General features: G+C 37.9%; 15 protein-coding genes. 11 read left to right on the plus strand and 4 right to left on the minus strand.

What is annotated here, in order from left to right; translation table 11 throughout:
- The first annotated feature begins 24 nt into the window (after positions 1-24).
- The 8 genes from H6G68_RS27545 to vapC all read left to right on the plus strand — a co-directional run bounded on the left by H6G68_RS27545 (position 25) and on the right by vapC (position 4,444).
- A complete protein-coding gene (locus tag H6G68_RS27545; protein WP_277925351.1) occupies positions 25-153 on the plus strand; it encodes a hypothetical protein in 129 nt (42 codons plus the stop codon).
- 6 nt (positions 154-159) lie between these two features.
- Positions 160-1,773 (plus strand): TonB family protein, encoded by a 1,614-nt coding sequence (locus tag H6G68_RS02815; protein WP_190905253.1) that lies wholly within the window; start codon positions 160-162, stop codon positions 1,771-1,773.
- A 92-nt stretch (positions 1,774-1,865) separates the two neighbouring features.
- Positions 1,866-2,000, plus strand: a complete 135-nt coding sequence (locus tag H6G68_RS27850) for a barstar family protein (RefSeq protein ID WP_422595382.1) — start codon at positions 1,866-1,868, stop codon at positions 1,998-2,000.
- Between the two features lie 425 nt (positions 2,001-2,425).
- Positions 2,426-2,704 (plus strand): hypothetical protein, encoded by a 279-nt coding sequence (locus H6G68_RS02820; protein WP_190905254.1) that lies wholly within the window; start codon positions 2,426-2,428, stop codon positions 2,702-2,704.
- Positions 2,705-2,715: 11 nt separating this feature from the next.
- Complete coding sequence (locus H6G68_RS02825; RefSeq protein WP_190905255.1) at positions 2,716-3,210, plus strand: Imm30 family immunity protein; 495 nt, start codon at positions 2,716-2,718, stop codon at positions 3,208-3,210.
- A 1-nt stretch (position 3,211) separates the two neighbouring features.
- A complete protein-coding gene (locus H6G68_RS02830; protein ID WP_190905256.1) occupies positions 3,212-3,409 on the plus strand; it encodes a hypothetical protein in 198 nt (65 codons plus the stop codon).
- 260 nt (positions 3,410-3,669) lie between these two features.
- Complete coding sequence (locus H6G68_RS02835; protein WP_242045112.1) at positions 3,670-4,038, plus strand: hypothetical protein; 369 nt, start codon at positions 3,670-3,672, stop codon at positions 4,036-4,038.
- Positions 4,028-4,444, plus strand: a complete 417-nt coding sequence (gene vapC, locus H6G68_RS02840; protein ID WP_190905257.1) for a type II toxin-antitoxin system tRNA(fMet)-specific endonuclease VapC — start codon at positions 4,028-4,030, stop codon at positions 4,442-4,444. Before H6G68_RS02835 ends, vapC begins: the two co-directional genes overlap by 11 nt.
- Positions 4,445-4,598: 154 nt before the next feature.
- Here the strand turns inward: vapC and H6G68_RS02845 are convergent, their stop codons facing one another.
- Positions 4,599-5,033: a pyridoxamine 5'-phosphate oxidase family protein gene (locus tag H6G68_RS02845; RefSeq protein ID WP_242045113.1), complete on the minus strand. Its 435-nt coding sequence runs from the start codon at positions 5,031-5,033 to the stop codon at positions 4,599-4,601.
- A gap of 530 nt (positions 5,034-5,563) precedes the next feature.
- Between H6G68_RS02845 and topA the strand changes: the two genes are divergently transcribed.
- Positions 5,564-7,732 (plus strand): type I DNA topoisomerase, encoded by a 2,169-nt coding sequence (gene topA / locus H6G68_RS02850; protein WP_190905259.1) that lies wholly within the window; start codon positions 5,564-5,566, stop codon positions 7,730-7,732.
- A 352-nt stretch (positions 7,733-8,084) separates the two neighbouring features.
- On the opposite strand, the gene H6G68_RS02855 is transcribed toward topA, so the two are convergent.
- The gene (locus tag H6G68_RS02855; RefSeq protein WP_190905260.1) at positions 8,085-9,734 is read right to left on the minus strand and encodes a Ppx/GppA phosphatase family protein; all 1,650 of its coding nucleotides are present in this window, start codon (positions 9,732-9,734) and stop codon (positions 8,085-8,087) included.
- 244 nt (positions 9,735-9,978) lie between these two features.
- Here H6G68_RS02855 and H6G68_RS02860 point away from each other — a divergent pair, with 244 nt between their 5' ends.
- Positions 9,979-10,860 (plus strand): 4-hydroxybenzoate solanesyltransferase, encoded by an 882-nt coding sequence (locus H6G68_RS02860; RefSeq protein ID WP_190905261.1) that lies wholly within the window; start codon positions 9,979-9,981, stop codon positions 10,858-10,860.
- An 89-nt stretch (positions 10,861-10,949) separates the two neighbouring features.
- Here H6G68_RS02860 and H6G68_RS02865 read toward each other — a convergent pair whose 3' ends face one another.
- Positions 10,950-12,800, minus strand: coding sequence for a sensor histidine kinase (locus H6G68_RS02865; protein ID WP_190905262.1), 1,851 nt, complete (start codon positions 12,798-12,800; stop codon positions 10,950-10,952).
- 11 nt (positions 12,801-12,811) lie between these two features.
- Entirely contained in the window at positions 12,812-13,693 is an 882-nt protein-coding gene (phnD, locus tag H6G68_RS02870; protein ID WP_190905263.1) for a phosphate/phosphite/phosphonate ABC transporter substrate-binding protein, read from the minus strand.
- 500 nt (positions 13,694-14,193) lie between these two features.
- Between phnD and H6G68_RS02875 the strand changes: the two genes are divergently transcribed.
- On the plus strand, positions 14,194-14,772 hold the full coding sequence (locus H6G68_RS02875; protein WP_190905264.1) for a hypothetical protein: 579 nt from the start codon (positions 14,194-14,196) through the stop codon (positions 14,770-14,772).
- The last annotated feature ends 50 nt before the right edge of the window (positions 14,773-14,822 follow it).

Below are 14,822 nucleotides of genomic sequence, written 5' to 3' on the forward strand. Positions count from 1 at the left end.
GCGTTAGCGTTGCGAAGCAATAGAATGAAACCCAACATTTTCAATATTTATGAGATTTTGTTGGGTTATGCCTTCGGCACGCTCCGCGAACGCAAAGCCTCAACCCAACCTACAGATTTTAGGATTTTAGAAATATATAACCCATCTAATTAAAATTCTATGACAGTTCTTACTTGTGCCAGTACGGGGAAATCAATTACTCTATTGGGTGAAGAGATTGCTAATAGTGGTGAAGCGAAAGTTTGGCGAACTAATCAAAATGGTTATTTAGCTAAAATTTACCATACTCCAACACCTGAACGGGTGCAGAAGTTAGCGGTAATGATAGCACATCCACCCACAGAGCCAAATTCCCATCTTAATCATGTTTCTTTTGCTTGGCCTAAGTCGGCGTTGAAAAATGCTCAGGGTGATTGTGTGGGCTTTTTGATGCCAGAAATTAAAGATGGAAAAGAACTTCTTGATGTTTATAATCCCCGTCGTCGTCAAGCTTTAAAACTTGAGATTGATTGGCGGTTTCTGCACACAACGGCGCTGAATATTGTTTCAATTATTGAAGCACTGCACGCTGCTGGTTATGTTTTGGGAGATATTAAACCACAAAATATTTTAGTGAATAATCGGGCTTTACCTTCAATTATTGATACAGATTCTTTTCAGGTGAAAAATCCGAAAAATGGTAAGGTTTATAATTGTTTAGTTGGTTCTGAGGGATATACACCACCGGAACTGATTGGTAAAGATTTTGATAGTATTGAGCAAACGGAAGTACATGATAGATTCCGGTTAGGAGTAATTATCTATCAATTATTATTTGGTGGTAATAATCCTTTTCAGGGAAAGTGGACTGGTGCGGGGGAAACTCCAGACATAAATGAACTTATCCGTCAGGGTTTATGGGTTAATGGATCAACTAATTTAATTGCAGCAGTAGCAAGAACAATTCCCCTGGAGATTGTTCATCCAGAGATTCAGCAATGTTTTCTGAGATGCTTTAATGATGGGCATAAAAATCCTAATTTCCGCCCTACGGCTAGGAAGTGGTTGGAGGCGTTAAAGGTAGGGAATGATAGGCTAACTATATGTGGCAGGGTAGATAGTCATTACTATAGTAGAACTTATGGTAAATGCTATTGGTGCGATCGCTCTACAAATCTTGGTATTGATATTTTTCCTGGTGTTGTGACAGCAAAACCATCTGTTGTTGTGGAATCAACAGCAACATTTACTACAAATACTTCATCTTTAGTTCAGCAAACTCAATCTCAACCTCATAGTCAACCTGTAACAACTCACGCACTTCAAACAACCCTTTCCGTAAAGAATACCAAGCCGAGAAAATTTGTACTAGCAAGTGCCATATTGGGATTAATGGGAATTTCAATTTCTTTTTTCTATGTGCGTCATAGTCTGTTGCAGACTAATATGCAAACCAATAATGCTTCCTCACAATCAGGGGCAAGGGCTGCTTGTCGGGAGTGTAATACAAATTATCCAGATTGGGCGAGAAGAAGAGGCGTTGAGGGCAGGGTTGAAGTAGCTGTTGATACGGATGCAGAGGGCAATGTTACTAATGTGCGTTTGTTGAGATCCAGTGGTAATGAGAGATTAGATGCAGAACATTTGGAACGAGCGCGGAAGTGGAAACTAAAGCAAAGTTCAGGTGGTAGACAAGGGGTAACGATTGGGACTGAATATGCGATCGCAGGTTCTCAACGTTATCGTGAACTTCAAAAGAGGAAGACACTCCAAAAGCAGAATAAACAGATATGATCACCTGTTAAATGAGGTCAAGAAATAAAATGCTAAAAATATTGTGGTTTTAGCATCTTGCCCGTCTTTGTGTACCTGGATTCAAGGAAAATATATATGATCATGCTGATATCTTTGCTCAAGCTGAACCGACGCAATACCAAATAGCATTGGATATTTTCAATTCAGCCAAAGAATACTGGGAAGCTAATAATATTTCTTTCAAGTTTTTAGTTATTAACAAATAGGTAAAGTGGCTTTTTCACTATTTGGAGATTGTTTATTGTCGTTGTCTGAATCAGGATGTCCAGGATTTAAGGATGTAGAGGATTGCAATTTGTAGATTCTCTGTGAATATTGAATGCTGATGAATATTAATTCAGATAAAAAATATATTTATTTCCTATCATTTACAAAAACCATAAGTGATCAAAAATATCCTGTTAATCCTCTAATCCTGGATATCCTGATTCAGACAATTTAATTATTCCCTGTCTTCCTTTATAATCAAAATACTAAACAATAGAAATAGCCAAACAGGAGTAAATAGATTATTAATAATCAACCTCAACTACTTCCAGGAGAAGGAAGTGTAGGCACTTATGGATACTTACTCAAAGCCGGACGTAGAGGTGATAACCTCACACCTCATCATATACCTGCGGATGCTTTTATGAAAGCCAAAGTTCCGCTTAATTATACAACAGATCAAGGATTTGCCATTATGATGGAACATTTATCACCAGGAAAAGGAGGTCGTCATCGGCAAACAATGTCTTACGGTAAACGCCCTAATTTAAACCTATCGCCCAGAGAAGCATTAGCACAAGAAATTTGGGATGTACGTTGTATTTATCTTCGTCAAGGTTTGTATAATAGAGAAATCAGGGAAAGTTTGCAAACATTAATCAGACAGAATAAATCTACTTGGCCATGGATTTTTGAGAAATAAGGGACAAAACAATGAATCAAAATAATTTATTGGCAACCTTGCAAGAAAATCGCTTAATGCAAACAGAAGAACAAGTTACAAATTTTGAAAATGCTTTAGCTGAAATAGCTGAAAATCCTGATGAAAATAATTTATCTGCCTATCATCTAATTTTAGATGATCAATGTCAACAGCCAGAAGTGATGTTTAGCTTAATTCATTTTCTCGAATCTTTTGATATGGAAAAACAAATTACAGCATTTATTAATGTTGTGCCTCAATTAATGATAACAGCACCTGAATGGACAAAAATTATTCACAACCGGATTTTAAATGATGTATCAGCGTGTGGAGTTTATTGTCACGATCTAGAATTAATAAATCGTAAAAACCCTCATCATTTTATCTATGATCTGTTAAAAGAAAGTGTTATTAATCATATAGAAAGACCTCGTGGTATTTTAGTAGGAGAACTAGCAGAACCTCATTCTTTGGCAAGACTACAAGTAAATGAGGTCAAGAAATAAAATGCTAAAAATATTGTGGTTTGAGCATCTTGCCCGTCTTTGTGTACATGAATTAAAGGAAAATATATATGATCATGCTGATATCTTTTTTCAATCTGAACCGACACAGTACCAAATAGCATTGGATATTTTAAATTCAGCCAAAGAATACTGGGAAGCTAATCATATTCCTCTCAAGTTTTTAGTTATTAACAAATAGGTAAAGTTGCTTTTTCATTATTTGGAGATTGTTTGTTGTGGTTGTCAGAATCAGGATAACCAGGATTTTAGGATGTACAGGATTGTTATTTATAGCTTTTCTGTGAATATTGAATGCTCATGAATGTTAATTCAGATAAAAAATATATTTTCTATCATTCAGAAAAACCTATATTTCCTAAAAAATATCCTGTTTGTTAATCCTCTAATCCTGGATATCCTGATATGGCTTGCGCCACGCTATCAGACATTTTTCAACAAATGTATGATAAAATAATTGACAAACTAGCGTTGGGAAATTTTAAAAATATGCAAGTAACAATTGATTTACCAGATAAATTAACAGCGAAAATTCTCAATAAATGGGGAAATTTACCGCAAAAAATACTCAGCAATCTTGTGTTAGAAGCCTTTCGTGAAAGATTAATTGATTTTGATGAACTAAAAGATTTACTAAATTTTGCTTCTGATGCTGAATTCAAAGAATTTTTGATACAAAAAAATATTCTCCATTCCGCAGGTTTAATTAATTTATATGGTGCTTGTGCTGATATTGATTTTGCGACGGATGAGAGAGGGATTTATCCTGAAACAGATGATGATTTAATTGGGGTTTTTAATGGAAAATAATTCTTTAATTTATTTACTAGATACCAATGTTTGTATCATGTATCTCAAGGGTAAATCTCCTAGCATTAATTATCATCTTGATAATTTAGAACCTGAAAAAATAGCGGTTTGTTCTGTAGTTAAGGCTGAGTTATTTTATGGGTCTATGCGTAGTAATAATCCTCAAAAAGCTATCAATGTGCAAAAGATGTTTATAAAACAGTTTATTTCTTTACCTTTTGATGATGAATGTGCAGAAATTTATGGCAAAATTCGGGCTGATTTAGCAAATACTGGAACTCCTATTAGTTCAAATGATATACAAATTGCTGCTATTGCTTTGGTTAACAATTTGATTTTAGTTACTCACAATGTCAGGGAATTTAGCCGAGTAAAAGGGTTACAAATTGAAGATTGGGAAGGGTAATAATGGGTAAGTACCAGGGACATTATCTGTTTGATAACACTGATTAATAAACTGAAGGGATAATCCATTTTATTATCCTGTTAATCCTTTAATCTTGTATCCCTGACGCACGCTACGCTATCAGACATTTTTCATCTAGTCAGGTATTTTTGGCTTAATTGTGACTGCTAATTCCTTCAGTGGTTCGTCCAGTCATCTCACTAGGATGAATACGGTATAGTGCCATCTCCTCCCCACGACCCCAGGCATCAATCCAGGTGCGATTAATAGCCGGAGAAAGCGTGGGATTTTGCATTTTCACAAATTCCATCACCCGATCAATTTCTTGCTGTTCTGTAATGTGTTCGGCTCGACCTGTTACAGTAACGCTGCGCCAATGCTGGAGATCATTCACTTCTTCAACTTGCAAACATACCTCTGGATTTGCATCCATATACTTGGTCTTCATCCCCAGCGTGGTGAAAATATAAATATCTGGCTCGTCGAAATAATATTGCATTGGCACAACATATGGATGTCCTTCCAGCGCACAAGCAAGATGTCCATGTCCTACTTTTTGCAAGAGATTATGGATCTCTTTTGCGCCCATTTCATCGATATCTAACATGGTTATTCTCCTGTTAAAGATTTAATTGATTTACAAGTAAGTTATGATGCACAAGTAAAGGAAAAATGATCCACTCCGCCTGTTTTTGGACTATCAACAATATCAGCTATGTATTTACCTAGTTTTATACAATCTATGAATACAAATTAGTATGATATCCTACTGTTATAAATCATGTTTAATTAACCTAATGCTTGCAAAAATTTGCTATTTGAGTTGAGCTTAAATGCCATTCTCATATAGCCACATCATATGATCAGTTCTAAGAATTAACCCTCTAACTTTAGTTAGAGACAACTAAGTAGTCCGGCATAAATATTTATTTGATTTATTTGTCGTTGGGATCAGTCTGCTCTTCCAGGGAGCGATCTTGCAGAGGGAAAGACAGTTTTAGCCTAGTTCATCTTTCTTCACATAGTTGGAGACTTTTGGACTGGATGTTGTGTAATCATCAAAACTTACTATCACAAATCATTTAATAATATATATAGAGCATCTAAAAAACAAGTGCTATGCCCAAACGCCTCCTAGTTGTTGAATCACCCGGAAAAGTCAAAAAGCTGAGTCAAATTCTCGGTTCAGATTGGATTGTTCGCGCTAGTTGTGGACATATCCGCGAACTCAGCAATGAGGGTGATGATTCACTGGGATTCACAATGGATGGTAATAGTGTCCGCTGCAATTATATCCCCCGTGACCAACGGGCAAAAGAAACAATTCAACAACTAAAAGCCGCTGTCAGACAAGTTGATGAAGTCGTTTTAGCAACAGACCCAGACCGAGAAGGAGAAACAATCGCATGGCATCTTAAAGAAACGTTAGGATTAAGAGAACCAAAGCGAGTAGTTTATACAGAGATTACACCATCAGCGGTCAAAAGTGCGATCGCTAATCCCCGGAAACTTGACACCAACTTAATCGGTGCAGGATTATGTCGAGATTGCCTCGACAAACTGGTAGGTTACAAAGGTAGTCCCCTAGTTTGGGCATTAAATAACGGCGCAAAAAGCGTAGGTAGAGTTCAAAGCGCCACATTACACCTTATTTGTCAGCGCGAAAGAGAAATTCAAGTTTTTGTCCCCCAAGATTACTGGAGTGTTTGGGTAGATTATCAAGAAGGATTCCGGGTTTTTTACAAAGGTACAGCCAATTCTGCCACAGACACACCAGAACCAGAAACTGAAACTCATGATGATGCAACTAGTAATAACACAGAAAAACCCGAATCTAAGCGCGTTCTCTCAGAAGCAGAAGCAACCAGATTAGTTGAGGAAGCAAAACGTTATCCTCATCAAATTATTCATGTGGAAGGGAAACTTGTTAATCGTCAACCACCTCCACCATTTACCACCTCCACCCTGCAACAAGCAGCCGGTTCCAAGTTGAAATTTGCTCCCGATAAAACCATGCAGGTTGCCCAAAAGCTATATGAGGCAGGGTTAATTACATATATGCGAACAGATTCAGTGATGTTGAGTCCTGAGTTTTGTGCCAGTGCGCGTCAATGGTTAGAGCAAAATGACCCCCAGAATGTTCCCCAGCAGGTAGCCAAGCACCGCAGTAGTAAAACGGCTCAGGAAGCACATGAAGCTATTCGTCCCACAGATGTCTTTCGTCCTTCAGTCCAATTGCGTGCAGAACTCCCTACTGATGAGTTTAACCTGTATGTGATGATTTGGAAAAGAGCAGTTGCTTCCCAATGTCGTCCCGCACAAGTTCGCAAAACTCTGGTAATTACCCAGTCAGGTAATCTTTTATGGCAAGCTAGAGGGCAAGTAATTGAATTCTACGGTTATGCAAAGTATTGGCCTAATCTTAGCAGAGATGCGGTTTTACCTTTATTGCAACAAGGACAAACGCTGACTTTAGAAAATGCAGGACATGACCAAAAACAGACGCAACCACCACCACGTTACAGTGAACCAAAACTTGTACAACTGATGGAACGTAAAGGAATTGGTCGTCCTAGTACCTATGCTCCTACAGTTGCTACTTTAAAGAAACGCAATTATGTGGAGTTGAAAAAAGATAATCTTCAACCTACAGCTTTGGGTTTGGAAGTGGATGAGTTTTTACAAAAGGCTTTACCAGATTTATTAGAAGCGGAATTTACTGCCAAGATGGAGGATGCCCTAGATGCAATCTCTGAAGGAAAAAACTCTTGGCAACATTACCTAACTAGTTGGAATCAAAATTATTTTGTACCTGCGCTTTCCAAAGCTAAAACTGTGGTTGTTAATTCATCAGCTACAGCTAAAACTAATGGTGTGGTTGAGCGCAAATATGAAACTTCTAAAACTCGTTGTCCTAATTGTCAGAACTGTTTAGCTAAAATTCCCAGTAGTAAAGTTAAAAAGAAATACTTTCTTAAATGTGTGAGTGGATGTGAAAATATTGTTTTGTTTTGGAGCGATTTTAACAAAACTTGGGAAGCACCCAAAACTAAAACATCTCCAGATGAAAATGTTCCCAAGCCTTCAGCAAAGATCACTTCATATCCTTGTCCGGTATGTAAGAAACCTTTGGAGGAATACAGCTATATTAAAGATGGGCAGAATAAAACTATGTTGCGGTGTTCTGGTCAAGATTCCTGGAAGGATAAAAAACATAAAGATGTGGCTTATTTTAATACACCAAAAGGATGGTGGAGTCCTAAATTTGGGAATTTAAATAACACATAAGCCAGCTTGCACAAAAGCAACAGTATTTTAAAATCCCAGATTTGTCCATTTAGTACGAAGTACGTTAGGCGCATTAGCGAAGCGAAGCACGAAGTGCGTTAGACGCAAAGGAAGAAAGGAATAGAAAAATTAGCGTGTGGTGCAAGTTGGTATTTGTTCACGATAATAAGCTAATCGGCATTTAAATTGCATATTTTTCATTTTGTGGAAAAAGCTTTAATCCTTCTCCCCTGCTCCCTGCCCCCTGCTCCCTGCCCCCTGCCCCCTGCTCCCCTGCCTCAATGTACAAGTTAAAGGTTTAACAGCTTAGTTTTACAGGTGCGCTAAACTGCGTTAACGCACCCCCGACAAATTAGGAAAACCTAGCGCTGCCAGTATTAACTAAATTCGCCACTATTTTCAATCCAAACTCTTCCTCAAACACTCCTTTCTTATAATCTAAATTCCACAGTTCTAAGGCACAATCATCACCTAAACTAGTAGGGAAAATTAACATCTTAAATTCATGCAGATGGGGAAAGTATTCACACTGCACGCGAGAAATAGCGCCAATCTGTCTTCTATCCAAAGCAACGGCTAATCTTAAAATTGCACTCAATTGACTGACCATTTGCCGATGCTCTTTATGCAATAAGTTCCGGTAATTTTCATGCTTTTTCTTTGGTGCTGATTTGCGGTGATAACGAGCTAAATTAGCAATGATTTCGATCTCAGTTTCGTTATAACCAAGTAAGTCACCATTTCTAATTAAATAGTATGAATGCTTGTGGTGTGAAGAATGACTGACGTAGTGACCACTGTTATGTAAAATGGCAGCAGCCCAGAGTAATTGTCGTTCGTCTTTTCCCCAATTATGTAGTTTAGTTTGAGTTTGATCAAATAAACTCAGTGCAAATGCAGCCACGCGATCGCTATGTTCTAAGTTAATCTGGTATTTCTTGGCAGTTTTCAGGACATGACGCTGACGAATTGAACTTTGGTAGCGCAGTTTATCTTCAATTAAACCATGTGTCAGCATCCAGTCTACAATCACACCTTCCCGCAGAGAACGTTCACAAAGTGTGACTGAGTCCACACCCAACAGGGTCATAGCTTCATGTAAAATTACTGCCCCCGCTAGTATCACTTCTGACCGCTTATCTGGCATTCCTGGAATCGTCGTCCGTTCGACGTTGTTCATGCGCCGTAAGCGATTTACCCAGGTTCGCAAGTCTTGTAGACTAAATTGATAACCACTGAGAGTAGAAGGAACAACACCCAATTTTTCCCTAGCATGAATAGTAGCTAAGGTTTCAATTGTGCCAGATGTTCCTACCAACTTAGGAGATTCACCTGGCTTAAGTTTTCCTAGTACCTCTTCTACCGAACGTTCTAACATTCCCCGCGCATAGGCTTGCAGATATTTAAACTCAATATCGTTGATGGGGTCAGAGGTGATTAATTCTCCAGTCAGTCGCACTGCACCGACTTTGGTACTGGTGAGACTGCGCGGTTCTTGAGAGTCACCCAAAATTAATTCTGTGGAACCACCACCAATATCAACGATGATGTGCGGTTGGTTGTTAAATTCCATCCCCGATAACACACCTAAGTAGATGCGTCGAGCTTCTTCTTGACCAGAAATCAAGTCAACGCTTACACCTACCTCTGTTTCTACCTTCTGCAAAAAATCTTGACCATTGGGGGCTTCACGGACTGCACTAGTTGCTACGGCGATAATGCTTTCTGCTTCTAAGGTTTTGGCAAGTTCTTTAAAACGCCCCAAACAAGCGATCGCTTTTTTGATCACTTCTGGTTTCAATTCTCCAGTTTCCAAATTGCGATCGCCTAATCTCACCGTTTCCTTTTCTTTGGCAATCATCGTAAAAGCTGGTAGCATCGGTTCAATGCTCACTATTACCATGTGTAAGGAATTAGTGCCGATATCAATGGCCGCAATAATCCGGTTGTGCTTGACTGGTTGAGTTGGCATACTCCCCCAATTAGCTGAAACATTCAGCATCTAGGTTTCTCTCTGTTAAAAATAAATGGTCAATCAATAATTGCTGGTCAGTGCTGGTGTGTCAATTGAAGCCGCACTCAATACTTATTACTGCAATCTATAGACTTGTCAGGTTAATTGTCTAGTCACATTATTCACAATTTAAGTAGTGAATTTGTATGCAAGGCTGCAACTTTAGCTGCTGTGTTTACAATTATCAAATAACGATATTCTAGAAACGTGAAGATATGTGAATTGATCAAATATGCTAAATACACCAGAGAGCAACCAAGAACCATTATTACTCGTAATTATCCGGCTATTGCGGTGGCATAAACCAGAAGGCAGGTTAATTTTGATGATTCCTGCATTATGGGCTGTGTTTTTGGCAGCTGCTGGTAAACCACCTTTACCCCTAGTTGGGGTGATTATATTAGGTACTCTTGCCACCAGTGCCGCAGGATGTGTAGTTAATGATGTATGGGATCGGGATATAGATCCGCAAGTAGAGAGAACACGCGATCGCCCTCTTGCCTCTCGCGCCCTTTCTGTCAAAGTTGGAATAGTTGTTGGGATAATTGCCTTAGCCTGTGCAGCAGTTCTCGCTTTCTATCTTAACCCTTTGAGCTTCTGGTTGTCGGTGGCAGCAGTACCTGTAATCTTACTTTATCCAGGGGCAAAGCGGGTGTTTCCTGTACCGCAACTGGTACTTTCCATCGCTTGGGGTTTTGCGGTTTTGATTAGCTGGAGTGCAGTCACACAAAACATTTCTACACCGACTTGGCTACTTTGGGGCGCAACTGTACTTTGGACTTTGGGATTTGATACAGTTTACGCTATGAGCGATCGCGAAGATGATCAACGTATCGGTATCAATTCTAGCGCCCTCTTCTTTGGTAAATACGCCCCTACAGCTATTGGGATTTTCTTCGTCGGTACTGTCATTCTCCTCGCTGGAGTTGGTGTCTTAGTTCATCTCCACACTGCTTTCTGGATTACCTTAATAATTGCTACTCTGGCTTGGATTTGGCAATCTCTGCGCTTACGAAACCCAGAACTACCCAATCCTGTTTATGGTGAAATGTTTCGTCAAAATGTCTGGATTGGTTTCTTAATCCTAGCAGGCATGATTAGTGGTTCCTTGTGAAGTAACCATTAGCAATTAACTATTACCATATGCCTATAGCTTGCGTGACGACGTAGGAGTCATACGGCAGGCTACCACCAACACCAATTTCAGTGTTTTATCGGCAAAGTAATTACAAACTCTGTCCCTTGGGCAACTGCCGAAATAACTTCTATTTTACCCTGGTGTTTTTCAATTATCTGATAACAAATGCTCAACCCTAAGCCAGTACCTTTACCTACTGGTTTAGTAGTGAAAAAAGGATCAAATAGCTTATTGATAATTTCTGGTAAAATTCCTGGGCCATTATCTCTAATTACTACTTTGATATAATTATTATCTAGCTTCAATGTATTTATAAATATTTGTTTATTATCTTTATTTTCATATTCTAGTAATGCATCTATTCCATTACTTATGATATTCATAAATACCTGATTAAGTTGGGCTGGATAACAATCAATTAAAGGTAAATCTCCATAGTTTTTAATAACCTGAATTTGTTTATTAAGTCGATGATTTAAAATTAATAAAGTATTATCAATTCCTTCATGAATATTCACATCCTTCATTTCAGCTTCATCTAATCGGGAGAAATTACGCAATGACAACACTATTTCCCGAATACGTTGAGCGCCTATTTTCATCGAAAAAAACATTTTTGACACATCTTCAGTGAGAAATTCTAAATCAATATCTGCAATTTTTTCCTCAATTATCAAATTTTCATGAGGGTACTGTTCTTGATATAAATTTAATAAATCAACTAAATCTTCTAGATAATTTTCAGCACATTGAATATTTCCATAAATAAAGTTAATAGGATTATTAATTTCATGAGCTATCCCTGCTACCATTTCCCCAAGAGAAGACATTTTTTCTGTTTGAATTAATTGCCCTTGAGTATCTTTTAATTCTTGCAGTGTTTGTTGAAGTTGCTGCGTTCTTTCTTCTACCCTTTGTTCTAAAGTTCGTTGTGCTTCTTGAAGTTCCTGAGTTCGTTCTTCTACCCTTTGTTCTAAATTTTTTCGAGATAATTCTATTTCCTGAGTATAATCTCCCACCCATTCAACTAATCTATTTAAAGATGTTGCTAATGTCCCGACTTCATCATTGCTATTAACATTAGCCCTAAGTTTAAAATTAGATTCTTCGGTGATCTTTCTAGCGGTTTGAGTGACTTCTTTTAGAGGACGGGTAATTAATATGGTAGTATAAAATGCCAGTGCTGCTGCCATTATTGAAGAAAGCAATATACTTCCTAAAATAATTTTTACTCGCAGGTTTTGAGCATGATTAAAACTAAGATTTGCCTGATCTATTTGACTATCAGCACGTCTGATCATTAGAGTTAGTTCATCTGAAAGTTTCTCAAACTGAACATTCAAATTAATATATTTATCTTCCTTGAGCAAGATGATTAACTTTGAGTTGTAAGAATTATTTGTTTGATATAGCAACTGATTTGATTCTATCTGCTGCCAAAAATTTTTGATTATTTGAGTGTAAAAATTTGTATTATTTTTATATTTTTCCACTATGAAAGTGAACTCATCATAATTTACTGCCAAATCATTAGGATTAGCATTGATAAAAAATTTTAGTTTAGATAACTGCTGATTAACCTGAGTAACATCATTCAAAAATCTGTTCTTTTCAAATTCTAACCAAATAGAATTTTCTAAAACAGTAACTAATCTTTGTGGATGTAGTCTTAGGGTTATGACTGCATTTTTTAAATCTTTTAAAAGTGATTGTTGCTGATAAGATAATAATAATTGCTTCTGGGCTGTTTTTTCATAGTGATTCGCAATCAATAAACCACTCACTGTCCCTACAGCAGCAATACTGATTATAACTGTATAACCATAACTAATTTTTTTAGCTATACTCCAGCTATTGCTTAAGTAACTCAGACACTGCAAAATAGGTTTTATGCTTCTCTTAACAAGATATATCATTCATTGATCAACTAGTTTAAGAAATTTCCCTGTCCAATTTTTAGATACACTTTCCGTATTATATTATACTCAGAGTCATTTGCTGTAACTAGTTGCGATCCTTTATATTTCTGGTTGGCTTGAGCAACTAAGAGACTTTGGATTAGTTTATCCTGATTCTTCATCATTTGCGATCGCACTTTTTCTACAAAGTTAGCTGCCATCTGATTACTAATCACAAATACATCGCTAGGCAACAGAGGGCCTGTAGCAATTATAGAAAAATCTTGCTCAGATAAGCCTTCCTTCGCCAGAATATGTTGGTATCTATCAGATGCAGTTGCCCAGGCATCTACCTCTTGCTTCTTTAAGGCTACCACTCCCTGATCATTTAACATGACAATTTTTAAGTCCGTATTGGGATCTAATCCAGCATCTATCAGTAACTTGGTAGGAGAAAGATGACCAGAGGTTGAGCCAACTTTTCGCATGGCAATTGTTTTGCCTCTCAATTGAGCTAGGGACTTAATTTTACTATTTGCACGCACAACAATCAGAGAATGGTAGTTAATTCTCCTGATAGCAATTACAGGAATAGCTTTTGCCCTGGCATTTAAAACCAAGTATTCTGAAGGCCCCGCCAGCACCAAATCCACCTGTCCCAATAACATAGCAGGTGCTGCTGCGGTCGAATTATCAACAGGAAAAAATGCAATAGGTATACCCAATACTTCTTCCAAAGTAGCCCGAAAAGTTCCATAATCGCGCTGCAAATCTTCCAGACCAATAACATCCGTGACTGCAAATTTTAGTTTTTTGGGTGCAGTGACTGCTAACTGATCTGCGGTATTCACTTCAGATGCACAACCAAAAACGAACAGTAGAGAGTACCACAGCAATTTACGGCGTTTCATACATTAAATCAAATAAGTAGTCGTGCAAAATAAATTATCTAGTTAGGGGAGGGAATAGGGAACACTTCTCTTCTCCTGTCGGAGACACTGCGTGAACGAGACGCTCCGCGTTGGCGCAGCCTGTCCGTAGGACTTACGGCAAGCGAGAGTGCATCGCAGGCAACAGTAAAAGAATACAGAGATTTTTATTTTTTGGCAAAATGTATAATTAATTTTGCTGAGGTAATTAATGCTTGTTAATAGTAAGCTTTTGAGCTATTTTCAGCCAAATTTTTCTTGATTAAGACTGATATTTTGATTTTTGCTCAGGAATGCTGTTATTTGGTATAATTACATCCACATCATAACTTATTTTACCAAGAGACGAGGTTAAAATAAGGTTATTATTACGAATTAATTTAATATCTCTGGGTAATATCTCTGGGGCTAGATTCAAAATTATCAGGACTATAGTTTTATTAGTTGGAATATTAATCTACAAGCTAGATTCACCCAACTAAATGCAGCAATCTCTTCTTGCTAAAATCGCTACAATAGGTTTGTTTTCCGTTGGTAGTGTGAGTGTAGTTGCCAGCAGTTTTCTCCTCACAAAAGCTGCCAGTAATACGGGAACAGCGCAGATAGTGACTGATACATCACGCTATCAAGAAATTCGTCATCAAACCTGGTCTGATTTTGAGCTAATCAAACACTTTCCTAAAGAGATACCGGCTGATCCTAAAACTGTGCGGATGGCTTACTCTCCTGGCTCTGTACAAGGAAGTAGTTTTTTGCAAGTTCGTTTCCAACAACCTTCTGAAAAGATTCAAAAATTGCTTTTGCAATACAGTAAAAGTGCTGTGCGCGAATATCGTGGAGGTGATACAAACGATCACAGCAATCAACCCAATGGCTTACCAACAACTTTTTTTTATACTAGTGATTCCGCAACTGAAGCCTTTCCCCAGACTTATAAAATATTTGTCTTAAAGGCACAAGATCAAGGTAAACCAGGTTTCAAATGGAATCATGGGAATAGTTACGGAGTAGCAATTGATAGTTCCACCTCAGAAATTGTCTACTGGGCAGAGAAGTGGTAATCCCATTCCTAATGGGTAATAGAATCTACGACACGCTACGACTAAAGCCT

Source organism: Anabaena catenula FACHB-362 (assembly GCF_014698735.1).
Classification (GTDB): domain Bacteria; phylum Cyanobacteriota; class Cyanobacteriia; order Cyanobacteriales; family Nostocaceae; genus Anabaena; species Anabaena variabilis_A.